This is a genomic window from Kineococcus gurbantunggutensis (assembly GCF_050871925.1).
GTDB lineage: Bacteria > Actinomycetota > Actinomycetes > Actinomycetales > Kineococcaceae > Kineococcus.
In genome coordinates, this window is the sequence record NZ_JBJLSG010000072.1 from 1 (window position 1) to 24,960 (window position 24,960).

The window sequence follows — 24,960 nt, forward strand, 5'->3', positions numbered from 1 at the left end:
AACTGAACCGCCCCCCCGCACCACCCCCCCGCCCCCCCCCAGGTGGGGGTGCGGCCCGGGGGGGTGGTGGCGGGGGGCCCCCGGCCCCCGCGCCCCCCCGCCCCGGGGCGCTACGGGTTCACCTGCCTGCCGCTGCTGGTGCCCGGGGCCGACGGCGCACCCGCGCGCGCGTTCCTCACCGCCGGCTGAGCCCCCGCCGGCCCCGCGCCCCTCGGGGCCGGCCCCCGCTCCGGGTGGTGGCCCCCGGCCGGAGGGTGTGCGATGGGCGCGTGAGCGCCGAGCTGACCCGCCGCGAGGACCTGCGGCTGCTGCGCGGCGCGGGGCTGTACGTCGCCGACCTCGCCCTGCCCCGGCTGCTGGACGCGGCGTTCGTGCGCAGCCCCGTCGCGCACGGCGTGCTCGTCGACGTGGACGTCTCCGCGGCCCGCGGCGTGCCCGGGGTGCTGGGCGCCTGGTCGGCGCGGGACCTGCCCGGCCTGCCGGTGGTGCCGCCGTTCGGGCAGCCCGGCGTCGCGGAGGGCCGGGACTGGCCCTCGCTCGCGACCGACCGGGTGCGCCACGTCGGCCAGCCGGTCGCGGTGGTCCTGGCCGCGGACCGCTACCGCGCCGAGGACGGCGTCGACGCGGTGCGCCACCGCATCGACGAGCTGCCCGCGCTCGTGGACCCCGCCGCCGCGCTGGAGGGGCCCGAGCTGTTCCCCGGCCACGCCAACGTCGCCGTCGAGGCGGAGTTCGGCGACCCGGTCCCGCAGGAGGTGTGGGAGCGCGCGCACCTCGTCGTGGAGGGCCGGTACCGCCAGCAGCTCGTGGCCCCCGTCTCCCTGGAGGCGCGCGCGTTCCTCGCCGTGCCCGAGGAGGGCCGGCTGCACGTCCGGGTCTCCCACCAGGCGCCGCACCGGCTGCGCGACAACCTCGCCCAGGCGCTGCACCTGGCGCCGGACGCCGTGCGCGTGCAGGTCCCCGACGCCGGCGGGGCGTTCGGCTCCAAGAGCGCCACGTTCCCCGAGTACCTCGTCGTGGCGGCCCTGGCCCTGCGGCTGGACCGCCCCGTGCGCTGGGTCGAGGACCGCGCCGAGGCGTTCACCGCCCACACCCACGGCCGCGGGCAGGACCAGCGCACGCGCCTGGCCCTGGACGCCGACGGGCGCTTCCTCGCCTTCGACCTCGACGTGCTGGCGAACCTCGGCGCCTACCCGCACACCGGCGTGATCGTCCCGCAGCAGACCGCCCTGATGGCCACCGGCGCGTACGCCACCGAGCACGTCCACGCCCGCATGCGGTGCGTGGTGACCACGACCTCGCCGACCGCGCCGTACCGCGGGGCGGGGCGGCCGGAGGCGGCCTCGGCCGTCGAGCGCACCGTGGAGCTGGCCGCCCGGCGCCTGGGGGTCGACCCGGTCGAGCTGCGCCGCAGGAACTTCGTGCCCCCCGAGGCGTTCCCGTACGACACGCCCACCGGGCGCACCTACGACAGCGGGCAGTACGCCCGGTCCCTGGAGCGCTGCGTGGAGGCGCTCGGCCTGGATGGCTGGCGCGCCGAGCAGCGCCGCCGCCGGGAGGACCCCGCCGCCCCGCCCCTCGGCGTCGGCTTCTGCAGCTACGTGGAGCGCTCCGGCGGGGACGGGCCGATGCTGCGCGAGTTCGGCAGCGTGGAGGCCCTGGCGGACGGCACGTTCGTAGCGCGCTGCGGCACCTCCTCCACCGGGCAGGGCCACGAGACCGCCCTCGCGCAGGTCGCCGCCGACGTCCTCGGGGTCCCCCTGGACCGGGTCCGCTACGTCGCCGCCGACACCGCCGAGGTCGCCAGCGGCGTCGGCAGCTTCGGCAGCCGCTCGATGCAGATGGGCGGCGCCGCCCTGCACCTGGCCGCCGGGGAGCTCGTCGACCTGGCCCGCCGGCGCGCGGCGCGGTGGGCCTCGGACGGTGGCCCGGAGGTCCCAGCGGGGTCGGTGACCTGGCGCTCCGGGGGGCTCGACCTGCCCGGCGGCCGCCGCGTCGAGACGGCCGAGCTGGTCGCGGCGACGGGCGCGCTGCGCGCCGACCACGAGTTCCGCCAGGACGCCGCGTTCCCCTTCGGCAGCTACGCCGCGGTGGTGGAGGTCGACCCCGAGCTGGGCGACGTGCGGGTGCTGCGCCTGGTCGCCGTCGACGACTACGGCGTCGTGGTGAACCCCGTCCTGACCCGCGGGCAGACGGTCGGCTCCATCGTCCAGGGCGTCGGCCAGGCGCTCTACGAGGACGTCCCCCACGGCGAGGACGGGGTCCCGCAGCTGCACGCCGGGTTGTTCGACTACCTGCTGCCCACGCTGTCCGAGGTGCCGCCGATGACGCTGGAGGAGACCGTGACGCCCAACCCCGGCAACCCGCTGGGCGCCAAGGGAGCCGGGGAGGCCGGCTGCATCGGCGTGCCGCCGGCGGTCGTCAACGCGGTGGCCGACGCCCTGCAGCTCGAGGACCCCGGGACCCTGCAGATGCCGCTCACCCCCGAGCGGGTGTGGCGCGCCGCCGCCGGGGCGCGCGCCGGGGCGGCCTCGTGAAGTCCCCGCCCTTCGACCTCGTCGCCCCCTCGTCGCTCGAGGACGCCGTCCTGGCCCTGGCCGCCGGGGCCGACCGGCCCGGCGGCGCCGCCGTCCTGGCCGGCGGGCAGAGCCTGCTGCTGGACCTGCACCACCGGCGGGTGCGGCCCTCGCTCGTGGTGGACCTGCGCCGGGTGCCCGGCCTGGACGGCCTCGGCGTGCACGAGGGGCACCTGCGCGTCGGCGCCCTCGTGCGCCACCGCGCGCTGGAGGACCCGGCCGCGGCGTCCGGCGCCCTGGGGCGCGTGCTGCCGGTGCTGGCCGAGCACGTCGGGCACCCGCCCATCCGCGAGCTGGGCACGTTCTGCGGCAGCCTGGCGTGGGCGCACCCCACCGCCGAGTGGGGCGTGCTCGCCGTGACCCTGGACGCGGTGCTGGACCTGCGCGGTCCCGCCGGCGCGCGCACCGTCGCCGCCGGGCAGTGGTTCACCGGCCGGCACGCCACCGTCCGCCGCGACGCGGAGCTGCTCACCGGGGTCCGCCTGCCGCTGCCGCCGCCGGGCGCCGGCGCGGGGTTCCTGGAGCACCGGCGCACCGAGGCCAGCTTCGCCGCGGCCGCCGCGCTGGCCGTGCTGGAGGTCGAGGACGGCGCGGTGCGCTCGGCGCGCATCGGCCTGGCCGGGGCCGCGGACCGCCCCGTGCGCGCCCACCGCGCCGAGCGGCTCCTGCGCGGCGCCCCCGCGACGCCGGAGGCCTTCGCCGGGGCCGCGCGGGTGGCCGCGCACGAGGACGCCGACCCCGTGCCCGAACCGCACGGCGGTATCGACCACCGGCGGCAGGTGCTCTCGGTGCTCGTGCGCCGGGCGCTGGGCGCGGCGCTCGCCGACGCCCGGGGACAGCGGCAGGAGGCGGCGTGAGGGTGCGGCTGAGCGTCAACGGCGAGGAGCGCGAGGTCGACGTCGAACCGCGCCGCCACCTCGGCGACGTGCTGCGCGAGGACCTGGGCCTCACCGGCACCCACCTGGCGTGCGAGCAGGGCGTGTGCGGGTCGTGCACCGTCGCCCTGGACGGGCGCGCGGTGCGCTCGTGCCTGGTGCTGGCGGTCTCCTGCGAGGGGCGCGAGGTGCGCACCGTGGAGGGCCTCGCCGACGGCGCGGGCGCGGCGGGGCTCAGCCCGCTGCAGCGGGCGTTCTCCGCCGAGCACGCCCTGCAGTGCGGCTTCTGCACCCCGGGCTTCCTGGTGCTCGCGCAGGCGGCGCTGGAGCAGGACCCCTCCGTCGTCGACGACCCCGAGCGGCTGCGGCGGCTGCTGACGTCCAACCTGTGCCGGTGCACCGGCTACGAGCCGATCCGGCGGGCCGTGCTGCGCGCCGCCGGGCGCGACCCGGACGCGCCGGAGCAGCCGCGCTAGGCCCCCCGCCGACCGCCCTCAGCCGCCGGTCACCAGCAGCAGCCGGGTCCCGTGCGCGGGGACCTCGACGAGCACGGCGCCGTCCGCGGGCGCGACGGGCTCGCCGGACCACAGGTCCCGCACCGCGCCGACGGCGCCGAGCCCGAGGTCGCCCGCGCTCAGCCGCAGCGGCCCGCTGGGCCCCTCGTCCAGCCAGAAGACCGCCACGCAGCGGCCGGCGGGCAGGTCGGCCGTCCACACCACCAGCTCCTCGTCGCGCAGCAGCTCGCGCCCGCCCGAGCCGCTGCGCAGCACCTCCAGCACCGCGTCGTTCGTCAGCAGCGCGTGCGTCTCCGGCGGGGTGTCGGGCAGGTGCCCGCCGAACATCAGCGGGGAGCGGGCCACGCACCACAGCGTCACCAGCGTGCGCTGCTCGTCCAGGGTCAGGCGGCTGAGGCGGTCCTCGCCGCGCTCGGCGCGGATGCCGACGCGCCCCAGCGGCAGCATGTCCAGGTCCGCCCAGCCGCCGGGGCCCTGCAGCGGCGCCCACCGGGCGGCGCGCTGGAACTGCTCGCGCACGTCCTCCCACCGGTCCCACAGGTCGTCGCTGACGCGCCACACCTGCGCGTGGGCGCGCAGGTGCTCCGCGCGCGCCAGGGACAGCCGCCGGCCGGGGGAGGTGGACAGCACGATCGGGCGGCCGCTGCGCCGGATCGCGGTGGCGTAGGCGGCGACGTCGCGCTCGTGGTACGGGTGCAGGACGTCGTCGAGCTTGAGGTAGTCCACGCCCCAGGCGGCGAACTGCGCGACCTGCGCGTCGTACCAGGCCTGCCCGGCGGGGTGGTCCAGGTCCACCCCGACGTTGTCGGGGTTCCAGGCGCAGTCGTCCGCGGGCACGGCGATCTCGCGGGCGGTGGCGTCCGTGCCGAGCACCGGCAGGTCCAGCTCGACGGCCCGGCGGGGGACGCCGCGCATGACGTGCAGGCCGAAGCGCAGGCCGCGCTCGTGCACGGCCGCGGCCAGCGGGGCGAAGCCGGCCCCGCCGGCGGCGGAGGGGAAGCGGTTGGGGGCGGGCAGCTGCCGCCCGTGCGCGTCGAGCACCGGCTCGGACACGGGCCGGTAGCCGTGCGCCCGCGTCACCGGCTCGTACCACTGGATGTCCACCACGACGGTGTCCCAGCCGTGCGGCAGCAGGTGCTCGGCCAGGTGGTCGGCGTTGGCCAGGACCTCCGCCTCGGTGACGGTGGTGCCGAAGCAGTCCCAGCTGTTCCAGCCCATGGGCGGGGTGGCGGCGAGCACCTCGGGGGCGGGGGCGGGGGCGGGGTCGGGCACGGGTCCTCCTCGTCGTTGACGGCGGTTCGGCAGGAGCCTAGGGTCCACGTTCGGAAAAGGCTTTCACGGCTCGAGGGGGAGACGATGGCGCAGCGCCGCTACGGCCTGGTGGGGTGCGGCTCGAGGGCACGCATGTACGTGGACGCGATGACCGGCGCGCACGCCGCGGACGCGCTGCTCGTCGCCCTGGGCGACACCAACCCCGGCCGCGCCCGCTTCCACCGCGAGGCCGCCGAGGCCGCCGGGGCGCCGGCGCCGGTGCTCTTCCACCCCGACGACCTCGAGCGCACGATCGACGAGCAGCGCCTGGACCGCGTCGTGGTCACCTCCCCGGACCACACCCACGCCGACCTCGTCGCCCGCTCCCTGCTCGCCGGCGCCGACGTCGTGGTGGAGAAGCCGCTGACCACCGACGCCGACGGCGCCCGGCGCATCGTGGAGGCGGTGCGCACCAGCGGCCGCTCCGTCGTCATGACGTTCAACTACCGCTACTCCCCGCGCAACACCGCCCTCAAGCGCGTGGTCGCCTCCGGCGCGATCGGCACCGTGACCTCCGTGCACTTCGAGTGGGTCCTGGACACCGCCCACGGCGCCGACTACTTCCGCCGCTGGCACCGGCGCAAGGAGAACTCCGGCGGCCTGCTCGTGCACAAGGCCTCGCACCACTTCGACCTGGTGAACTGGTGGATCGACGACGAGCCGCGCCGCGTCTTCGCCAGCGGCGGGCTGCGCTTCTACGGCCCGAAGAACGCCGCCGCCCGGGGCCTGGGCCCGCGCCCGCCGCGCGGCACCGGCGGCGACGCCGCCGACCCCTTCCAGCTCGACCTGCGCGGCGACGAGCTGCTGCGGCGCCTCTACCTCGACAACGAGCAGCACGACGGCTACGTGCGCGACCAGGACGTCTTCACCGGCGAGATCGACATCGAGGACAACCTCTCCCTCGTCGTCGACTACGCCGGCGGGCCGAGCATGTCCTACTCCCTCAACGCCCACGCGCCCTGGGAGGGCTACACCGTCGCCGTCAACGGCACCGCCGGGCGCGCCGAGCTCACCGTCGTCGAGCGCGGCGCCGTCGTCCCCGGCGGCGGCATCGACCCCAGCGCCGTGCCCGAGGAGCGCGACGCGCGCGAGGCCCGGCCCGTCTCCGAGCGCCTGCTCGTGCAGGAGCACTGGGGCACCGCCCGCGAGGTGGCGATCGAGAACGGCGAGGGCGGCCACGGCGGCGGCGACCTGCGGCTGCTGCACGACGTCTTCGTCGGCCCCGGCGAGGACCCGCTGGGCACCCCGGCCGACTACACCGACGGGGTGCGCGCCGTGGCCGTCGGCATCGCCGGCAACGCCTCCCTGGCCGCCGGCCGGCCCGTCGCCGTCGAGGAGCTCGAGCTGTGGGGGCGCGGCTGAGCCGCCCCGCGCGCCCGGCCCGGCGCCCTCAGCCCCGGGCCGGCCGCGGCGCCACCAGCGCCGCGGCCGCGCCCGCCGCGCCCGACAGCGCCGACTCCAGCGGCCCGCGCCCGAACGCCAGCCGCCACCCCGTGGCCAGCAGCAGCCCGAGCAGCACGTGCGCGGCCAGCAGCGACGGCGCGTCGCCGGGGTGGGCCGCCAGCGCCAGCACGTGCGCGGTGTAGGCCGACAGCGGCATCGACCCGAACGCCGCCACCGGCAGCAGGAACCGCGTCAGCGCCGCCGGCAGCAGCAGCGCCGCCCCGAGCACCGCCAGGGCCGTGCCCGAGGTGTGCAGCAGGTCCAGCGGCGTGCCCGAGTGCGGCTCGGCCACCGCCAGGAACCACGGCGAGGCCGTCGGCGCGGTGCCGTGGAAGGTCCACGACGGCGCGCCCGGCACCGCGCCCAGCTGCGCCAGGCGCGCCAGCCCGCCGGCCGGGCCCAGCAGCAGCGCGCTGAGCACCCACGACCCCGCCGCCAGCACCAGGCCGGCGCCCAGCAGCCGCAGCGCCGCCGCCCCCGCCAGGCCCGCGCGCGCCGCCGCCAGGCCCAGCAGCAGGTAGGCCGTCCAGCCCAGCACCGGGTAGTAGCCCGTCAGCAGCAGCGTGCGCAGCAGCTCCAGCGGGTGCGCCAGGTCCAGCAGCGTCGGCTGCTCGTAGGTGGGCGCCAGCGCCAGCGCGCCGCGCAGCCACCAGCCCGCCACCGGCCCGGCCACCAGCCACGCCGCCGCCAGCACCGCCAGCCGCCGCGCCGGCCACCACAGCACCGGCAGCACCAGCAGGAAGGCCGCGCCGTAGTACGGCAGCACGATCGCGATGCGGCTGCCCGCGCTCACCAGCGCCAGCCCCAGCAGGGCCACCAGCACCCCGCGCACCGCGACGCCGACCCGCGCGGCCGCGCGCGGGCGCGGCCCCGGCGGCGTGCGGCGCGTGGACAGCCCCAGCGACACCCCCGCCAGCACCCCGAACAACCCCGAGGCGCGCCCGTCGGCGAGGTCGTACAGCGCGCCCGGCAGGCCCGTGGAGCCCTCGGGCAGCACGTGCACGGCCACCATCCCGGCGATCGCCACCGCCCGGGCCAGGTCCACGCCCACCACGCGGGCCGCGTCGCGGGCCGTCGCCGGCGGGGGGCTCGCGGGGGCGCCGGGGGAGGGCGCGGGGGAGGGGGTCGCCACGGTCACAGTCTGGACGGCGCACCGCCCGTCGCCAGCCGGTCGCGGCGCGTCGCCGCCGCCCGGCGCCGGGCCGGGGGCACGCTCGCGGTGCGGGCGCGCCGCCCGGCCGGAGCCGCCGCGCGCCAGTACGGTGAGCCGCATGGCCCCCCGCACGAACGCACGCACCACCGCGCCGACCCGGGGGACCTCCGGGAGCGGGTCCCGACCACCCGCCCCCCGCTCCGCGTCCGCGCGCACCAGCACGCGCACCAGCAAGGGAGGGGCCTCGACGGTGGCCAAGGCCGGGAGCAGGACGCCAGCGAAGACGCCCGCGAAGACGCCCGCCCGCGGCGGCGCCCGCCCCGCCGCCGGGCGCGCCCCCGCCAAGCGCCCCGCGCCCGCGCGCACGGCGTCCGCCGGGCCGGGCTGGCCCGCGCGCGCCCTCTCCGCCGTCTTCAGCGGCTCCGCCCACCTGCTCGGCGGCGCCGTGCGCGGCATCGGCAGCGGCGCGCGCGAGCTCGACCCCGAGCTGCGCCGCGACGGCGCCGGCCTGGTCCTGCTGGCCCTGGCGATCGTCGTGGCCGCCCGCGAGTGGTGGGGGCTGCCCGGGCGCGCGGGCGCGGTCATCCACACCGTCGCCGCCGGCACCTTCGGCGAGGTGGCCCTGGCCCTGCCCGTCGTGCTGCTCGGGCTGGCCGTGCACCTGCTGCGCCACCCCGACCGCACCCAGACCACCACCCGCGCCGTCGTGGGGACCACCGCGCTGACCCTGTCGGCCGCCGGCCTGGTGCACCTGGGCGCCGAGGCCCCCTCGCCCACCGGGCCCGCCGGCGCCGACGTCGTCACCGACGCCGGCGGCATGCTCGGCTTCCTCGTCGCCGGGCCGCTGTCCACGGCCCTGACGAACTGGGTGACCGTCCCGCTGCTGCTGCTGCTGGGCTTCTTCGGCCTGCTCGTCGTCACCGCCACCCCGGTGCACGCCATCCCCGCGCGCCTGCGCGAGGCGTACGAGCGCCTCACCCACCGCCCGCACGCCCCCGGTGCGGGCACCGCGGCCGGCGGCGCGCGCGGCAAGGACCTGCCCGCCTCCGCGCTCGCCCGGGCCCGCGCCGCCGCGGGCCGCGACGGCGCGCAGGACGGCGCGCAGGACGGCGACGCCCCGCCCGCCGCGCGCCGGCGCCGCCGCGAGCTGCCCGGCCGCGTCGGCGACGAGGCCTTCGAGACGGCCGTCACCACCGACGGCGCACCGCCGGCCGACGAGGCGGCCCCCGCCGGCGGCGCCGCCGCCCCCGCGCGCGGCCCGCGGCCGGGGCAGCGGCGCGGCGCGCCCGCCGACGCCCCGGCCGAGGCGTCCACCGACGCGCCCGCGGACCCCGCCGACGACGCGCCCGGGCCGGTGCGCGCCGCGCCGGTCGTCGACGCCGCCGCCGTGCCGGCCGCCCGCCCCAAGGACCTGCCCGCGCCGCCGCACACCCCGATGCCCCCGCGCATCGAGCAGCTCGCGCTGGCCGGCGACGTCACCTACGCGCTGCCCGAGCCGTCCACCCTGGACCCCGGCACGCCCCCCAAGGAGCGCAGCGCCGCCAACGACCGCGTCGTCGAGGCGCTGTCGGGGGTGCTGGACCAGTTCGACATCGACGCGCGCGTCACCGGCTTCTCCCGCGGCCCGACGGTCACCCGCTACGAGGTCGAGCTGGGCGCGGGCACCAAGGTCGAGCGCGTCACGCAGCTGTCCAAGAACATCGCCTACGCCGTGGCCAGCGCCGACGTGCGGATCCTGTCGCCCATCCCCGGCAAGTCCGCCATCGGCATCGAGATCCCCAACACCGACCGCGAGACCGTCTCGCTGGGCGACGTGCTGCGCAGCGCGGTGGCCACCCGCACCGAGCACCCCATGGTCATGGGCGTGGGCAAGGACGTCGAGGGCGGCTTCGTCGTGGCCAACCTGGCGAAGATGCCGCACCTGCTCGTCGCGGGCGCCACCGGCGCCGGCAAGTCCAGCTTCGTCAACTCCATGATCACCTCGATCCTCATGCGGGCCACGCCCGACGAGGTGCGCATGGTGCTCGTGGACCCCAAGCGGGTGGAGCTGACGATCTACGAGGGCATCCCGCACCTGATCACCCCGATCATCACCAACCCCAAGAAGGCCGCCGAGGCCCTGGAGTGGGTGGTGCGCGAGATGGACCTGCGCTACGACGACCTCGCCGCGTTCGGCTACAAGCACATCGACGACTTCAACAAGGCGGTGCGGGCGGGCAAGGTCCACCCGCCGGAGGGCTCCCAGCGCGTGCTGCAGCCCTACCCGTACCTGCTGGTGATCGTCGACGAGCTGGCCGACCTCATGATGGTCGCCCCGCGCGACGTGGAGGCCTCCATCCAGCGCATCACCCAGCTGGCGCGCGCGGCCGGCATCCACCTGGTCCTGGCCACGCAGCGCCCCTCGGTGGACGTCGTCACCGGGCTGATCAAGGCCAACGTGCCCAGCCGCCTGGCGTTCGCCACCTCCTCGCTGGCCGACTCGCGCGTCGTGCTCGACCAGCCCGGCGCCGAGAAGCTCGTCGGCCAGGGCGACGCGCTCTTCCTGCCGATGGGCGCCTCCAAGCCGATGCGCGTGCAGGGCGCCTGGGTCACCGAGAGCGAGATCGAGGCCGTCGTCTCTCACGTCAAGGCCCAGCTCGCCCCGGCGTACCGCGACGACGTGGTCGCCCCGGCGCAGAAGAAGCAGGTCGACGAGGAGATCGGCGACGACCTCGAGGTGCTGCTGCAGGCCGCCGAGCTGGTCGTCACCACGCAGTTCGGCTCCACCTCGATGCTGCAGCGCAAGCTGCGCGTGGGCTTCGCCAAGGCCGGCCGGCTCATGGACCTGCTGGAGTCGCGCGGCGTGGTCGGCCCCAGCGAGGGCTCCAAGGCCCGCGACGTGCTGGTGCGCCCGGAGGACCTGCCCGCCACCCTCGCGCTCATGCGCGGGGAGGAGCCGCCGCGGGCGCTGGAGCCCGACGCGGACGGCCCGCTGGAGGAGGTCGAGGCCGACGGCGGCGAGGACGCCTGGGACCTGACCCAGCGCTGACCCGGCGCTCGACCCGGCGCTGACCCGGCGCTCGACCCGGCGCGCCGCGGCGCGGGCCCTGTAGCCACGCCGAGTCACCTCCAGACCGCACTGCGTCGCATTCCGGTAACTCTCCGTGTAATTTGTTGCTCATGGACTCGCCGCGCCCCCACGAGCCCTCGCGGGACCTCGACCTGCTCGTGTGGGACGCGCCGAACATCGACATGACCCTGTCGGCGATCCTCGGCTCGCGCCCGGCCTCCTCCGACCGGCCCCGCTTCGACGCCATCGCCCGCTGGTTCCTCTCCGAGGCCGGCGACCACGAGGTCGAGGGCTGCGTGTTCACCAACGTCCAGCCCGCCGCCGCCGTCTCCCTGCGAGGCTGGATCGAGGCGCTGCGCAGCTTCGGCTACGCCGTCTTCGCCCGCCCCAAGCTGCACCCCGAGGACGACGTCGACGACGCGATGCTGCGCCACATCGCCGACCGCGCCGCCAGCCACCGCCTGCGCCGCCTCGTCGTCGCCAGCGGCGACGGCCGCAACTTCCTCGCCCCGCTGGAGGAGCTCCACCGCGCCGGCGTGCGCTGCGTCGTCCTCTCCTTCGCCGAGGTCGCCGGCTACGCCCAGGAGTCCCCGCACATCGAGTTCGTCGACCTCGAGGACGTCCCCGGCGCCTTCCAGGTCTCCCTCGGGCGCACCCGCCTGACCGCCCTGCCGCCCGACGGCGGCTGGTTCCGGCCCACCCGGCCCATGCGCGCCCTGCTGGAGGAGCCGCACCCGGCGCCCGCGCTCGCCGAGGCCGCCCCCGCCCCCGCGCCCGAGGCCCCCGCACCCGCGGGTGCCGAGCCCGCGCCCCGCCCGGCGCCGCCCGGCGGCCCCCACGTCGCGCCGAACCCCGCGCCGCACCCGGTCCCGCACCCGGGCCCCTACCCGGGGACGCCCGCCCCGCCCCCCGCGCCCCCGCCCGGACCGGTCGCGGAGGGGCCGCGCCCCGCGCCGGCCCACCCCGTCCCGCACCCGCCGGGCGCCGGCGACCCCGGCCGCGTGCCCTCGCCCGGACCCCCTCGGGCGCGGGCGGTCTGAACCGCGCGGGCGGCCGGGCCCCGCGGGACTGCGTACCCTGGGGGCGTGCCAGGCACCTCCGCGCAACGCCGCTCCGTCGCCCTCGTCACCCTCGGCTGCGCCCGCAACGACGTGGACTCCGAGGAGCTGGCGGGCCGCCTCGCCGACGCCGGCTGGGACCTCGTCGACGACCCCGACGGCGCCGACGTCGCCGTCGTCAACACCTGCGGGTTCGTCGAGCAGGCCAAGAAGGACTCCATCGACACCGTCCTGGCCGCCGCCGACCTGAAGGAGTCCGGGCGCACCGGCGCCGTCGTGGCCGTCGGCTGCCTGGCCGAGCGCTACGGCCGCGACCTGGCCGAGTCGCTGCCCGAGGCCGACGCCGTGCTCGGCTTCGACTCCTACGGCGACCTCTCCAGCCACCTCGAGGCGGTCCTGCACGGGGAGCGCCCGCAGGCGCACGTGCCGCGCGACCGGCGCACCCTGCTGCCGCTGGCCCCCGCCGAGCGCCAGGCCGCCCGCACCGCCGTGCAGCTCAGCGAGCTGCCCGAGGGCCTGGCCCCGGCCAGCGGCCCGCGCGTGGTGCGCCGCCGCCTCGGCTCCGGCCCCTGGGCGCCCGTGAAGATCGCCGCCGGCTGCGACCGGCGCTGCACCTTCTGCGCCATCCCCGCCTTCCGCGGCTCCTTCGTCTCCCGGCCCGGCGACGAGGTGCTCGCCGAGGTGCGCTGGCTGGCCGGGCAGGGCGTCAAGGAGGTCTTCCTCGTCAGCGAGAACACCACCAGCTACGGCAAGGACCTCGGCGACCTGCGCGCCCTGGAGGCCCTGCTGCCGCGGGTGGCGGCGGTGGAGGGCATCGAGCGGGTGCGCGTGTCGTACCTGCAGCCGGCCGAGGTGCGCCCCGGGCTGCTGGACGCCCTGACCGCCACCCCCGGCGTCGTGCCGTACTTCGACCTGTCCTTCCAGCACTCCTCGCCCGCGGTGCTGCGCCGGATGCGCCGCTTCGGCGGCACCGAGCCGTTCCTGGCCCTGCTGGAGCAGGTGCGCGAGCGCGCCCCGCTGGCCGGCGTGCGCTCCAACGTCATCGTCGGCTTCCCCGGCGAGACCGAGGACGACGTGGACGAGCTGTGCTCCTTCCTTGAGCGCGCCCGCCTCGACGTCGTCGGCGTCTTCGCCTACTCCGACGAGGACGGCACCGAGGCCGCCGGCCTGGACGGCAAGCTGCCCGACGACGTGGTCGCCGCCCGCGCCGACCGCGTGAGCCGCCTCGTGGAGGAGCTCGTCGCCCAGCGCGCCGAGGAGCGCCTGGGCGAGGTCGTGGAGGTCCTCGTGGAGTCCGTCGTGGACGAGGACGGCGACCCGCACGTCGTGGGCCGCGCCGCCCACCAGGGGCCCGACGTCGACGGCGAGACCGAGCTGGACCTGCCCCCGGGCGCCCGCGTGGCCGTGGGCGACCTGGTGCGCGCCCGCGTCACCGGCGTCTCCGGCGCCGACCTGCTGGCCGAGCCGCTCGTGGGGGCCCCGACGCCGGTGCCGGCGTGAGCAGCCGCACGGACCGGCCGCAGCGCCCGGCGCGCTTCGAGTGGCGCACGGCCCACCGCCTGCACCTGCCCAACGCGCTGACGGTCCTGCGGCTGCTGTTCGTGCCCCTGTTCGTGTGGTTCCTGGCCCACGACGGCGGGCAGGACTGGCGCTGGCGGCTGGCCGCCACGGCCGTCTTCGCCGCCGCCAGCATCACCGACCGCTACGACGGCCACCTGGCGCGCCGCTGGGGCACCGTCAGCGACTTCGGCAAGCTCGCCGACCCCATCGCCGACAAGGCCCTCATCGGCAGCGCTCTGCTGGTGCTGTCCGCCCAGGGCCGCGTCCCGTGGTGGATGACCGTGCTGGTCCTGGCCCGCGAGGTGCTCGTCACCCTCCTGCGCTTCCTCGTCGTCCGCCGCGGCGTGATCATCCCCGCCGACCGCGGCGGCAAGGTCAAGACGGTCGTGCAGATCGTCGCCGTGTTCCTCTTCGTGCTGCCGCTGCCCGGCTGGACGCACTGGCCGCTGCAGGCGCTGATGCTGGTGGCGGTGGTGCTCACCCTCACCAGCGCCCGCGGGTACTTCGCGGCCGGGCTGAAGCTGCTGCGCAGGTGAGCGCGCCGGGCGCGGGCGCCCCGGTGCCCGCGGCGGTGGAGGCCGTCGCGGCGCTGCGGGCGGCCGGGCTGAGCGTGGCGACCGCCGAGTCCCTGACCGGCGGGCTGGTGTGCGCCGCGCTCGTCGACGTGCCCGGCGCCTCCGCGGTGGTGCGCGGGGCGGTGGTGGCCTACGCCACCGAGTTGAAGGCCTCCGTGCTCGGCGTGGACGCCGCCCTGCTGGCCCGCACCGGGCCCGTGGACGCCGAGGTCGCCCGCCAGATGGCGCGCGGGGTGCGCGAGCGCCTGGGCGCGGACGTCGGGCTGGCCACCACCGGCGTGGCCGGTCCCGGCCCCGCCGACGGCCACGAGGCGGGCACCGTCTACGTGGCCGTGGCCGCCGACGCGCTGCCCGGGGGCGCCACCGCCCGCCGGCTGGCGCTGCCGGGGGAGCGCGCCGCGGTGCGCCGCGGGGCGGTGGAGGCGGTCCTGGCCGACCTGGCGGGGGTCCTGCACCCGCGGGGGTGATCCTCGTCGCTGTGCGCGTGCGCGCGGAACACCGGCGGCCGGGCGAGAGTTGAGCTGGACGTGCGCAACTCCGTTCCCACCACGACCCCGACGCGTTCCCCGGGGTACGGTGGTGGTTCCAGTACGGGCAGCCACCGAGGAGCGCCGAACGGACGACCGGCCCTCCGAGGCCTGCCCCCTCGACTCCCTGAGGGAGGCCGCCGCATGGTCGTGCTCCGCCGGACGATCGGTGACGTGCTGCGCGACGAACGGCGCGGTCAGCAGCGGACCCTGCGCGAGGTCTCCTCGACCGCCCGGGTCTCGCTCGGTTACCTCAGCGAGGTGGAGCGCGGCCAGAAGGAGGCCTCCAGCGAGCTGCTGGCCTCCATCTGCACCGCCCTGGACGTCCCGCTGTCCCACGTGCTCGGCGAGGTGACCCGCCGCATCGCCGACGAGGAGGGCGGTCACCGCCCCTACGCCGCCGAGGGCGTGGTGCCCGCTCCGGGCTCCCCGCGCACCTCGCCCAAGGGCGCCGGCGGGGTGGCCACCGCCCCGCGCCTGCCCCGGGTCGAGCCGGCTCCCGCCGTGCCGGCGCCCCAGCCGGCCCGCCCGGTCCTGGAGGAGGCCCCCGAGGTCCCCCCGGCGACCGGCGAGCACGTGGACGCCGTCGTCGACCAGGCCGTCGACGCCCTCGTCGACTCGGCCCTGGAGGAGCTCGTCGCCGGCGGCGGCGAGTTCCCCCTGGAGCTGGACGGCCTGCCGGAGGAGCTGGAGCTGGTCCTGCGCCGGCGCCTGCTCCCGGCCGCCTGAGGTCCGGTCCACCACCGCACCACCCGCAGCAGCGCCGTCAGCGGCGCGTCCGGTGCGCCGGGCGCGCCGCTGACGCGCGTGCGGCCCCGCGCCGCTGCGCCCCCAGGGGCCGCTGCGCGCGGCCGTCGTCGGTCGGCGCCGGCCCCGGCTGGCAGGTCGGGCAGTAGAAGGCCGTGCGCTCGCGCGGGGCGGGCCCGATCATCGCCACCCGCACGGTGGTGCCGCAGCGCAGGCACGGCAGGCCGGAGCGGGCGTGGGCGTAGTTCTGCCGGCCCCGGCGCAGGTCACCGGTGGTCACCTGCCCGGTGCGGTCCTTGTTGGCGTGCAGGAGGCGGTGCACGAGCCGCAGGAACGCCGCGGGGTCCGGCAGGTCGCGCACCGGCGTCCACGGGCTCAGGCCCGCCAGGAAGCACGCCTCGGCCAGGTAGAAGGTGCCCACCCCGGCCAGCACCCGCTGGTCCAGCAGCGCCTCGCCGAGCGGCCGCCCGGGCGCGGCGAGCAGGCGCCGCTGCGCCTCGGCCGCGTCCCAGCCCGGCCCCAGCGGGTCCGGGCCCAGGTGGCCCACGAGGTCGCCCTCCGCGGCCGTGGGCACCAGGTCGAGCATCCCCAGCTTGTGCCCCACCGCCGTCCACCCGCCGGTGACCAGCACCGCCCGCACGCCGGCGGACGAGCGCCGGCCGCGCCCGTCGGAACCGGTGCGCTCGACGTACCAGGACCCCTCCATGCGCAGGTGGCTGTGCAGGGTCAGCGGCGCCGCGTCCGCACCACCGGCGTCGACGCCGGTGGCGCCCTCGGTACCGGTGGCGCCGTCGGTGCCGGACAGGCGGGTGAGCAGGTGCTTGCCCGCGCTGACGACCTCCAGCACCCGCCGGCCGGACAGGTCCGCCGTCGCCAGGCTCGGCCAGCGCAGGTCGCTGGCCAGCACCTCGCGCCCGGCCAGCGCGGCGTGCAGGCGCCGCGCGGTGCGCCAGACGACGTCACCCTCGGGCACGGGCCCCCGCCCCCGCGCCCCGGGGCGCGCCGGCGGCCGCCCGCGCCGGTGCCCCCCGCGCGCCGGGGCGGCTCACGTGCGGATCCGCAGGCCGCGCGGGGTGGCGTGGAAGCCGGCCGCCTCCAGGGCCGCGCCCAGCGGCGAGGCCGCGGTGAGCACCTCCGCCCCGTCGGCGCGCTCGACGGTCAGCTTGCCCAGCGCGCCGTCGCGCACGGCCAGGGCCAGGGCGTCGGCCGCCGCCTGCAGCGGCTCGCTCGCCTCCCCCCAGGAGAGCACCGAGCGCCCGCCGCGCTCGACGTACAGGACGAGGTCGCCGTCGACGAGCACCACCAGCGCCCCGGCCTTGCGCCCGGGCCGGTGCCCCGAGGCGCCCGCGCTGCCCTGTGGCCGCTCCGGCCAGGGCAGCGCCGCGCCGTACGGGTTGGCGGGGTCGGTGGCGGCCAGCACCAGCGCCCCCGGGCGGGCCTCGGCCCGCTCGTCGCGGCGCTGGGAGGGGCTGTGCCCGCCCAGCGGCCGGGCGCTGTCGCGCAGCCGGTCCACCGCCCCGGTGCTCGCGAACTGCGAGGCGCCCAACCCCTCGACGAAGTAGCCGCGCCGGGCCCGCCCGGCCTCCTCGAAGGCGGCCAGCACCCGGTACACGGCGGCGAACCCGCCGGGCACCCGCTCGGCGCCGACCGCGCCGCGGGTGAGCACCCCGTGCCGGTCCAGCAGCACCTCGGCCGCGGCGTGCGCGCGCACGGTGGCGTCGCCCTCCAGCTCCGGCAGCAGCGACCAGCGGCCCGCCGCCGCCGGCGGCCCGCTGCGCGAGGGCAGCTCCGCGCGCGCGCCGCGCAGCCCCGTGCCGGGGCGCCGCACGGCGCCGGGGCGGGCGTAGCGCGAGCGCGGCGCGGCCCCCTTCGTCCGGTGCGCCCCGCGGCCGCCGCCCAGGCGGTTGCGCAGCGGCGCCAGCGTGTCGTTGGTGAGGTGGCCGGACCACACCAGGTCCCACAGCGCGCCGGTCAGGGCCGCGTCGTCGGTGGAGCCGACCGCGTCGGACAGGGCGCGGAAGAAGTACGCGCCCCCGCCCCCCAGCGCCTGCAGCACCGCGCGGTGCAGCTCGGTGTCCACCGGCACCTCGGAGCCGGCGGGGTCCGGCAGCGTCAGCGGGGCCAGGTCCGCCGGGTGCAGCGAGACCCAGCCGTCCTCGCCGGCCAGGGTGCCGTGCCCGGACCACACCACCTCCCCGGCGGCGGTCAGCTCGTCGAGCATGGCGGGGGAGTAGCCCTCCACGCGCGAGGCCAGCACCAGCGGCTCCAGCGCGCTGGCCGGCACCACGGCGCCGGCGAGCTGCTCCACGGCGCGCAGCACCCCGTCCACGCCGCGCAGGCGCGAGCGCAGCCCGGTGCCCACGCCCTGCCAGGCGGGCAGGAAGCGCGCCAGGTCGCGCGGGGCGACCGGCTCGACGTCGGCGCGCAGCGCCGCCAGGGAGCGCCGGCGCAGCACCCGCAGCACGTCCGCGTCGCACAGCTCCAGCCCGGTGCCGCCGGGGCGCAGCTCGCCCTCGACGAGCCGGCCGGCGGCGCGCAGGCGCTGCAGCGCGTCGTGCGCCACCGCCCGCCCCACGCCGAAGCGGGCGGCGGCCTGCGCCACGGTGAACGGCCCGCGGGTGCGCGCGTAGCGGCCGAACAGCTCCCCCAGGGGGTCGGCGACCGGTTCGGTGAACGCCTCGGGCACCCCCACGGGCAGGGGCGTGCCCAGCCCGTCGCGCAGCCGGCCGGCGTCCTCGATCGCGGCCCAGTGCTCCTGGCCGGCCACGCGCACCCGGATGACCCGGCGCGCCTCCTCCAGGGACACCAGCCAGCGCGCCACCTCGCCCTCGGGCACGTGGACGGGCTCCTCCTCGGGCGCGGAGCGCCCGCTGCGCGCGGCGACCTCCGCGGTCGTCAGCGGCCCCAGGACCCGCAGCAGGTCCGCGACGTCCTCCGCGTCGGCGCAGCGGCGGGTGGGCGCCAGCCGCTGCAGCTCCGCCTCGGTGCGCTCCACGGCCTCGGGGTCCAGCAGGTCGCGCAGCGCCGCGCCCTCCCCGCGCCCGAGCAGCTCGGCCAGCAGGCCCGGGTCCAGCGCCAGGGCGGCGGCGCGGCGCTCGGCCAGCGGGGAGTCGCCCTCGTAGAGGAACTGCGCGACGTAGCCGAACATCAGCCCGCGCGCGAACGGCGAGGGCTGCTGCGACTCCACCTCGACCACGCGCACCGTCCGGGCGGCGAGGTCGCGCATGAGCTGCTCCAGGCCCGTGACGTCGAAGACGTCGGAGAGGCACTCGCGCACCGTCTCCAGCACGATCGGGAAGCTCGCGAACCGGCTGGCGACCTGCAGCAGCGAGGCGGCGCGCTGGCGCTGCTGCCACAGCGGCTGGCGCTTGCCCGGCTGGCGCCGCGGCAGCAGCAGCGCGCGGGCGGCGCACTCGCGGAAGCGGGCGGCGAACAGCGCCGAGCCGCCGATCTCCGCCGTCACCAGCTCGGCGACCTCCTCGGCCTCCAGCGCGACGAGGTCGGCGACGTCCGGGCCCTGCCCCTCGGGCAGGTCCAGGTCCGGCAGGCGCAGCACGATGCCGTCGTCGGCGGGCATGGCTTGCACGTCCACGCCGAAGCGCTCGCGCATGCGCGCGCCCAGCGCCAGCGCCCAGGGGGAGTGCACCTGCCCGCCGAAGGGGGAGTGCACGCACACGCGCCAGTCGCCCAGCTCGTCGCGGAAGCGCTCCACGACGATCGTGCGGTCGTCGGGCACGTGCCCGGTGGCCCCGCGCTGCTCGTCCAGGTAGGAGACGAGGTTGTCCGTGGCCCACTCGTCCATGCCGGAGGCCAGCACCCGCTCGCGGGCGGCGGCACCGGTGAACCCGCCGTCCAGCGAGCCCAGCTCGCGCACGAACGCGCCCAGCGCCCGGCCCAGCTCCGCGGGCCGGCCCAGCGCCTCCCCGTGCCAGAAGGGCAGCCGGCCCGGCTGCCCGGGCGCGGGGGTGACCAGCACCCGGTCGTGGGTGATGTCCTCCACCCGCCAGGCCGAGGAGCCCAGCGTGATGACGTCGCCCACGCGCGACTCGTAGACCATCTCCTCGTCCAGCTCGCCCACGCGCCGGCCCGGCCCCTCCCCGCCGGCCAGGAAGACGCCGAACAGACCGCGGTCGGGGATGGTGCCGCCGCTGGTGACCGCCAGGCGCTGGGCGCCGGGCCGGCCGGTGAGGGTCTCCGTGACGCGGTCCCACACCAGGCGCGGGCGCAGCTCGGCGAACTCGTCGCTGGGGTAGCGCCCGGAGAGCATGTCCAGCACCGCGTCCAGCACCGGGCGCGAGAGGGTGGCGAACGGGGCGGCGCGGCGCACGAGCTCGTGCAGCTCCGGCACGCTCCACTCGTCCATCGCCACCATCGCCACGACCTGCTGGGCCAGCACGTCCAGCGGGTTGGCAGGCACCCGCAGCTCCTCGATGCGCCCCTCGCGCATCCGCTCCACCACCACGGCCGTCTGCAGCAGGTCGCCGCGGAACTTCGGGAACAGCACCCCGCGCGAGACCGCGCCCACCTGGTGCCCGGCGCGCCCGACGCGCTGCAGGCCGCTGGCCACGCTGGGCGGGGACTCCACCTGCACCACGAGGTCGACGGCGCCCATGTCGATGCCCAGCTCCAGGCTGGAGGTGGCCACCACCGCGGGCAGCCGGCCGGCCTTGAGCTCCTCCTCGATGAGGGCGCGCTGCTCCTTGGACACCGAGCCGTGGTGGGCCCGGGCCAGCACCGCCGGGGCGCCGGAGGCCTGCCCCGCCCCGCCCATCAGCTCCGCCGGCGCACCGGCGGGGCGGCCCGCGCCGAGGGCGCCCGCGGCCTGCGCGCCCTCCCCGCCGTCCTGCTCGTCGTCGGCGTGCAGGCGCTCGTCCCACACCTCGTTCAGGCGGGCGGTCAGCCGCTCCGACAGCCGCCGGGAGTTGGCGAAGACCAGGGTGGAGCGGTGCTCGGCGACGAGGTCGACGATGCGCTCCTCCACGTGCGGCCAGATGCTGGCCCGGCGCTGGTCCCCGGCCGCCTGGCCGGTCAGGTCGTCCTCGTCGGCCGGGCCGCGGCCGGAGGAGTCCAGCTCGCTCATGTCCGGCACCGGGACCACCACGCGCAGGTCGAAGCGCTTGGTGGACGGCGGCTGCACGACCGTCACCGGCCGCCCGCCGGAGACCCACTCGGCCACCGTCGTCACCGGCCGCACCGTCGCGGACAGGCCCACCCGCTGGGTCGGCTCGCCGCCGGCGGCGGTGACCAGGGCGTCCAGGCGCTCCAGCGACAGCGCCAGGTGCGCGCCGCGCTTGGAGCCGGCCATCGCGTGCACCTCGTCGAGCACGACGGTGTGCACCCCGCGCAGCTGCTCGCGGGCCCTGGAGGTCAGCAGCAGGAACAGCGACTCCGGCGTGGTGATCAGCACGTCCGGCGGGGTGCGGGTGAAGGAGCGGCGCTCGTCGGCCGGGGTGTCGCCCGAGCGCACGCCCACCCGCACGTCCGGCACCGGCAGGCCCAGGCGCTGCGCGGCCTGGCGGATGCCGGTCAGCGGGCTGCGCAGGTTGCGCTCGACGTCCACGGCCAGCGCCTTCAGCGGGGAGACGTACAGCACCCGGCAGCGCAGGTCGCGGTCCTCGGGCACGGGCTCGCCGGCCAGGCGGTCCAGCGCCCACAGGAACGCCGAGAGCGTCTTGCCCGAGCCGGTGGGCGCCACCACCAGCGCGTGCCGGCCGCGGCTGACGGCGTCCCAGGCGCCCAGCTGCGCGGGCGTGGGCGCCTCGAAGGCGCCGGTGAACCAGGCGCGGGTGGCGGGGGAGAAGCGGGCGAGGACCTCCTCCGCGGGGGGCACCGCGCCCGCGCCCGCCCCGTCCGGCCCCGCGCCGCGGTCCGCCTCCGCGTCGGCCGCGGTGCTGTCGGGGGCGGGTCGCGCGGCGCGGGGGGACATGGCGACCATCCCAGCACCCCCCTCCGACACGCGCCCGCGCAGCGGGACGTGGCACCCTGCCCGCGTGCGAGTCAGCGAGTTCTGGACCCTGGTGGAGGACGAGTTCGGCAGCGCCTACGGGCGCTCCCTGGCGCACGACACCGTCCTGCTGGGCCTGGACGACCGCACGCCGCTGCAGGCCCTGGACGCCGGCGTGGAGCCCAAGCGGGTGTGGCTGGCGCTGTGCGACGCGATGGACGTGCCCCCCGCCCGCCGCCTGGGCAAGGACCGCCCGCCCCGGCGCTGAGGACCCGCGCGCGGGTGCGGCGCGCTCAGCCGCCGAGCCACCACAGCCCGGCGCCGGTGGCGTTCGTGCGCAGCCGGTGCAGGCCCGTGGAGGCGGCGACGAACACGTCGCGCCCGTCCGGGCCGCCGAAGCAGAGGTTGGCGACGACCTCGCCGACGACGACCTCCAGCAGGCGCGCGCCGTCGGGTGCGAAGACGGTCACCGCGTCGCCGTTGGAGGTCCACACGTTGCCCCCGGCGTCGACGCGGAAGCCGTCGGCCAGGCCGCGGTCCACCGTGGTGAACACCCGCCCGTTCTTGGCGACCGGGCCGCCGGGGCGCGCGTCGGGCCCGCGCCCGCCCGGGGTGCCGCGGCGCACGTCGTAGACGCGGATCAGCCGGTTCGCGCCGGCCCCGGGCGTGGGCGCCGCGGAGGTGTCGGCGACGTACAGCAGCGACTCGTCGGGGGAGAACGCCAGGCCGTTGGGCTCCTCCACGTCGGTGACGACGACCCGCAGCTCACCGGTGGCCGGGTCCAGGCGGAAGACGTGGTTGTCGCCGTACTCGCGGGCGCCCTCGTGGCCCTCCTCGGGCACGCTGATGCCGTAGGGCGGGTCGGTGAACCACACCGCGCCGTCGGAGGCGACGACGACGTCGTTGGGGGAGTTCAGCCGCGCCCCGCCCGTGCCGCCGACGCCGCCGACGCCGCCGACGCCGCCGACGCCGCCGACCCGGTCGGCCAGCACGGTGGTGGAGCCGTCGCGCTCGCGCCGCTCCACCGAGCGGCGCCCGTGCGAGCAGAACACCTCCCGGCCCTCGCGGTCCAGGGTGCGCCCGTTGGTGAAGCCCACGCGCTCGCGGTCCACCCGCAGCCCGCCGGCCTCGTCCCAGCGCAGCACCCGGTCGCCGGGGATGTCGCTGACGACCAGCGCCTGCTCCTCCGGCAGCCACAGGGGCCCCTCGGCCCAGGTGCTGCCGCTGCCCAGGTGCTCCAGGCGCGCGCCCGCGGGCAGCAGGCCGCGCCCGCGCTCGTCGAGGACCCGCGGGTGCCCGGTGGTGCCGCTCACGTGCGCTCCGTCGCTGCTCGGTGCTGCCGGGTGGGACGCGCGCAGCCTAGGGCGCCCGTGGCCCGCGCGGGGCGGCCGGCGCGGGCGTGCCGCGGGCTGGGCCTCGAACACCTGTACGGATAGGATCGCGGGTGTTCCACAGGGGGCCGTCCGGCCCCGCGCTCCACACGCCGGGCCGCGTGCACCGCTCGTGTCGGAGGCGGGCCGTAGCGTTCCCCGGGTCGGAAGAACACACCGGGCCGAAGCTGTCGGCCACCCCTACCCGAGGTGAGGACATGCCCGCTCCTGCGGACCGCGAGAAGGCCCTCGAATCCGCCCTGGCCGCGATCGACAAGTCGTTCGGCAAGGGCTCCGTCATGCGCCTGGGCGACGAGAGCCGCCCGCCCATCGAGGTCATCCCCACGGGTGCCATCTCCCTGGACATCGCTCTCGGCATCGGCGGCCTGCCGCGCGGGCGCGTCGTGGAGGTCTACGGGCCGGAGTCCTCCGGCAAGACGACCGTGGCCCTGCACGCCGTCGCCAACGCGCAGCGCGCCGGCGGCATCGCCGCCTTCATCGACGCCGAGCACGCGCTGGACCCCGACTACGCCGCCAAGCTGGGCGTGGACACCGACGCGCTGCTGGTCTCCCAGCCGGACACCGGTGAGCAGGCCCTGGAGATCGCGGACATGCTGATCCGCTCCGGCGCGCTGGACATCATCGTCATCGACTCCGTGGCGGCCCTGGTGCCCCGCGCCGAGATCGAGGGCGAGATGGGCGACAGCCACGTCGGCCTGCAGGCGCGCCTGATGTCGCAGGCCCTGCGCAAGATCACCGGTGCGCTCAACCACTCCGGCACCACCGCGATCTTCATCAACCAGCTGCGCGAGAAGATCGGCGTGATGTTCGGCTCGCCGGAGACCACGACCGGCGGCAAGGCGCTGAAGTTCTACTCCTCGGTGCGCCTGGACGTGCGGCGCATCGAGACGCTCAAGGACGGCACCAACCCCGTCGGCAACCGCACCCGCGTCAAGGTCGTCAAGAACAAGGTCAGCCCGCCGTTCAAGCAGGCCGAGTTCGACATCCTCTACGGCCAGGGCATCTCCCGCGAGGGCGGCCTGATCGACCTCGGCGTCGAGCACGGCTTCGTGCGCAAGTCCGGCGCCTGGTACACGTACGAGGGCGACCAGCTGGGCCAGGGCAAGGAGAACGCGCGCACCTTCCTGCGCGACAACCCCGACCTCGGCGACGAGATCGAGAAGCGCATCAAGGAGAAGCTCGGCATCGGCGCCCGCCTCGACGCCCCGGCCGAGGCCGCCGAGGCCGAGGTGAGCTTCTGAGCCGACGGGCTCGCGGTCAGCGGCCTCCCGGTGCGGACGAGAACCCGGACCGGGAGGCCGACCCGCACGAGGTCGCCCGCGCCATCGCGCTGCGCCAGCTGACGATGGCGCCGCGCACCCGCGCGCAGCTGGCGGAGAAGCTGGCCGCCAAGGACGTCCCCGAGCAGGTCGCCACCGACGTGCTGGACCGCTTCGAGGAGGTCGGCCTCGTCGACGACGGCGCCTTCGCCGAGGCGTACGTGCACTCGCGCAGCCGCCAGCGCGGCCGGCGCGCCCTGGCGCAGGAGCTGCGCCGCAAGGGCGTGGAGGACGAGGTCGCCCGCGAGGCCGTCGAGGCCGTCGACGACGAGGTGGAGGAGGCGGCCGCCCGCGAGCTGCTGCGCCGGCCGCTGGCCGCCTCCCGCGGCCTGGAGCGCGCCGCCCGCCAGCGCCGCCTCGCCGGCGTGCTCGCCCGCCGCGGCTACCCGCCCGGCCTGGTGATGAGGCTCGTGCGCGAGGCGATCGGCGAGGACGAGCACCACGAGGCCGACGGGGAGCACGAGACCGACGGGACGGGTACGGCCCCGGGCTGAGCGCGCCGCGGAGCGCTCGCGCCGCGCACGGCCGCGGCCGCGTGGTTACCCTCGCCGGACACCACGACGAGGAGGACGCCCGAGATGACCATCACGTCCCTGCTGGAGCTGCGCCTGAAGCCCGAGGCGCTCGACGCCGCCCCGGCCGTCATCACCGAGACCCTCGAGGCCACCCGCGCCTTCCAGGGGTGCCTGGGCGTGGACGTGCTGCGCGACACCGACGACGCGGCGCACGTGGTGCTGCTGGAGCGGTGGGCGTCCCTGGAGGACGACGACGCCTACCGCGCCTGGCGGCAGACGCCCGAGGGCGGCTCGCGGCTGGCCGAGGTCCTGGCCGCGCCGCCGGTGCTGACGCGCCTGAGCGTCGACACCGACCTGTGAGGCCCCCCGCGTGAGCGCCCGGCGGGTGCGGCGCGCGCCGCA

Annotated in this window: 18 protein-coding genes and 1 pseudogene; 14 read left to right on the forward strand and 5 right to left on the reverse strand. The window is 77.8% G+C overall.

The window, feature by feature from the left end:
• Positions 1 to 269: 269 nt before the first annotated feature.
• The 3 genes from ACRYR7_RS14215 to ACRYR7_RS14225 are packed head-to-tail and all read left to right on the forward strand — an operon-like array spanning position 270 to position 3,927.
• Positions 270 to 2,537, forward strand: coding sequence for a xanthine dehydrogenase family protein molybdopterin-binding subunit (locus tag ACRYR7_RS14215; protein ID WP_432572762.1), 2,268 nt, complete (start codon positions 270 to 272; stop codon positions 2,535 to 2,537).
• The gene (locus ACRYR7_RS14220; protein WP_432572763.1) at positions 2,534 to 3,433 is read left to right on the forward strand and encodes an FAD binding domain-containing protein; all 900 of its coding nucleotides are present in this window, start codon (positions 2,534 to 2,536) and stop codon (positions 3,431 to 3,433) included. Before ACRYR7_RS14215 ends, ACRYR7_RS14220 begins: the two co-directional genes overlap by 4 nt.
• Positions 3,430 to 3,927 carry a (2Fe-2S)-binding protein gene (locus ACRYR7_RS14225; RefSeq protein ID WP_432572764.1) on the forward strand — a complete coding sequence of 166 codons (498 nt, stop codon included), beginning with the start codon at positions 3,430 to 3,432 and terminating at the stop codon, positions 3,925 to 3,927. The genes ACRYR7_RS14220 and ACRYR7_RS14225 overlap by 4 nt, the downstream gene beginning before the upstream one ends.
• Before the next feature lie 18 nt (positions 3,928 to 3,945).
• Here ACRYR7_RS14225 and ACRYR7_RS14230 read toward each other — a convergent pair whose 3' ends face one another.
• A complete protein-coding gene (locus ACRYR7_RS14230) occupies positions 3,946 to 5,184 on the reverse strand; it encodes a glycoside hydrolase family 27 protein (RefSeq protein WP_432572777.1) in 1,239 nt (412 codons plus the stop codon).
• A gap of 138 nt (positions 5,185 to 5,322) precedes the next feature.
• Between ACRYR7_RS14230 and ACRYR7_RS14235 the strand changes: the two genes are divergently transcribed.
• On the forward strand, positions 5,323 to 6,639 hold the full coding sequence (locus ACRYR7_RS14235; protein ID WP_432572765.1) for a Gfo/Idh/MocA family protein: 1,317 nt from the start codon (positions 5,323 to 5,325) through the stop codon (positions 6,637 to 6,639).
• 28 nt (positions 6,640 to 6,667) lie between these two features.
• Here ACRYR7_RS14235 and ACRYR7_RS14240 read toward each other — a convergent pair whose 3' ends face one another.
• Positions 6,668 to 7,852, reverse strand: a complete 1,185-nt coding sequence (locus ACRYR7_RS14240) for a heparan-alpha-glucosaminide N-acetyltransferase domain-containing protein (protein ID WP_432572766.1) — start codon at positions 7,850 to 7,852, stop codon at positions 6,668 to 6,670.
• 271 nt (positions 7,853 to 8,123) lie between these two features.
• Here ACRYR7_RS14240 and ACRYR7_RS14245 point away from each other — a divergent pair, with 271 nt between their 5' ends.
• The 6 genes and pseudogenes from ACRYR7_RS14245 to ACRYR7_RS14270 form a co-directional block, all read left to right on the forward strand.
• Positions 8,124 to 10,901 carry an FtsK/SpoIIIE family DNA translocase gene (locus ACRYR7_RS14245; protein ID WP_432572767.1) on the forward strand — a complete coding sequence of 926 codons (2,778 nt, stop codon included), beginning with the start codon at positions 8,124 to 8,126 and terminating at the stop codon, positions 10,899 to 10,901.
• A 131-nt stretch (positions 10,902 to 11,032) separates the two neighbouring features.
• Complete coding sequence (locus ACRYR7_RS14250; protein ID WP_432572768.1) at positions 11,033 to 11,962, forward strand: NYN domain-containing protein; 930 nt, start codon at positions 11,033 to 11,035, stop codon at positions 11,960 to 11,962.
• Positions 11,963 to 12,007: 45 nt separating this feature from the next.
• Positions 12,008 to 13,480, forward strand: coding sequence for a 30S ribosomal protein S12 methylthiotransferase RimO (rimO, locus tag ACRYR7_RS14255; RefSeq protein ID WP_432572769.1), 1,473 nt, complete (start codon positions 12,008 to 12,010; stop codon positions 13,478 to 13,480).
• Complete coding sequence (gene pgsA / locus ACRYR7_RS14260) at positions 13,477 to 14,076, forward strand: CDP-diacylglycerol--glycerol-3-phosphate 3-phosphatidyltransferase (protein WP_432572770.1); 600 nt, start codon at positions 13,477 to 13,479, stop codon at positions 14,074 to 14,076. The genes rimO and pgsA overlap by 4 nt, the downstream gene beginning before the upstream one ends.
• A complete protein-coding gene (locus ACRYR7_RS14265; RefSeq protein ID WP_432572771.1) occupies positions 14,073 to 14,582 on the forward strand; it encodes a CinA family protein in 510 nt (169 codons plus the stop codon). The genes pgsA and ACRYR7_RS14265 overlap by 4 nt, the downstream gene beginning before the upstream one ends.
• A gap of 204 nt (positions 14,583 to 14,786) precedes the next feature.
• Positions 14,787 to 15,149, forward strand: a pseudogene (locus ACRYR7_RS14270) (helix-turn-helix domain-containing protein); the annotation flags it as partial.
• 259 nt (positions 15,150 to 15,408) lie between these two features.
• Here the strand turns inward: ACRYR7_RS14270 and ACRYR7_RS14275 are convergent.
• Together ACRYR7_RS14275 and ACRYR7_RS14280 are read right to left on the reverse strand one after the other, a co-directional pair.
• Entirely contained in the window at positions 15,409 to 16,362 is a 954-nt protein-coding gene (locus ACRYR7_RS14275) for a DNA-formamidopyrimidine glycosylase family protein (protein ID WP_432572772.1), read from the reverse strand.
• Positions 16,363 to 16,434: 72 nt separating this feature from the next.
• Entirely contained in the window at positions 16,435 to 21,219 is a 4,785-nt protein-coding gene (locus ACRYR7_RS14280) for an ATP-dependent helicase (RefSeq protein WP_432572778.1), read from the reverse strand.
• A gap of 160 nt (positions 21,220 to 21,379) precedes the next feature.
• Between ACRYR7_RS14280 and ACRYR7_RS14285 the strand changes: the two genes are divergently transcribed.
• A complete protein-coding gene (locus tag ACRYR7_RS14285; RefSeq protein WP_432572773.1) occupies positions 21,380 to 21,601 on the forward strand; it encodes a DUF3046 domain-containing protein in 222 nt (73 codons plus the stop codon).
• A 25-nt stretch (positions 21,602 to 21,626) separates the two neighbouring features.
• On the opposite strand, the gene ACRYR7_RS14290 is transcribed toward ACRYR7_RS14285, so the two are convergent.
• Positions 21,627 to 22,646: an SMP-30/gluconolactonase/LRE family protein gene (locus ACRYR7_RS14290; protein ID WP_432572774.1), complete on the reverse strand. Its 1,020-nt coding sequence runs from the start codon at positions 22,644 to 22,646 to the stop codon at positions 21,627 to 21,629.
• A gap of 275 nt (positions 22,647 to 22,921) precedes the next feature.
• On the opposite strand from ACRYR7_RS14290, the gene recA reads away from it, so the two are divergent.
• The 3 genes from recA (at position 22,922) to ACRYR7_RS14305 (ending at position 24,918) form a co-directional block, all read left to right on the forward strand.
• Positions 22,922 to 23,965, forward strand: coding sequence for a recombinase RecA (gene recA, locus ACRYR7_RS14295; RefSeq protein WP_432572775.1), 1,044 nt, complete (start codon positions 22,922 to 22,924; stop codon positions 23,963 to 23,965).
• Positions 23,966 to 24,048: 83 nt separating this feature from the next.
• Positions 24,049 to 24,537 (forward strand): regulatory protein RecX, encoded by a 489-nt coding sequence (locus ACRYR7_RS14300; RefSeq protein WP_432572779.1) that lies wholly within the window; start codon positions 24,049 to 24,051, stop codon positions 24,535 to 24,537.
• An 84-nt stretch (positions 24,538 to 24,621) separates the two neighbouring features.
• A complete protein-coding gene (locus tag ACRYR7_RS14305; RefSeq protein ID WP_432572776.1) occupies positions 24,622 to 24,918 on the forward strand; it encodes a putative quinol monooxygenase in 297 nt (98 codons plus the stop codon).
• Positions 24,919 to 24,960: the final 42 nt, after the last annotated feature.

Coding starts and splice junctions, on each gene's coding strand:
- recA (WP_432572775.1), top strand. CDS start 22,922: ATGCCCGCTCCTGCGGACCGCGAGAAGGCCCTCGAATCCGCCCTGGCC.
- ACRYR7_RS14305 (WP_432572776.1), top strand. CDS start 24,622: ATGACCATCACGTCCCTGCTGGAGCTGCGCCTGAAGCCCGAGGCGCTC.
- ACRYR7_RS14230 (WP_432572777.1), bottom strand. CDS start 5,184: ATGGGCTGGAACAGCTGGGACTGCTTCGGCACCACCGTCACCGAGGCG.
- ACRYR7_RS14235 (WP_432572765.1), top strand. CDS start 5,323: ATGGCGCAGCGCCGCTACGGCCTGGTGGGGTGCGGCTCGAGGGCACGC.
- ACRYR7_RS14250 (WP_432572768.1), top strand. CDS start 11,033: ATGGACTCGCCGCGCCCCCACGAGCCCTCGCGGGACCTCGACCTGCTC.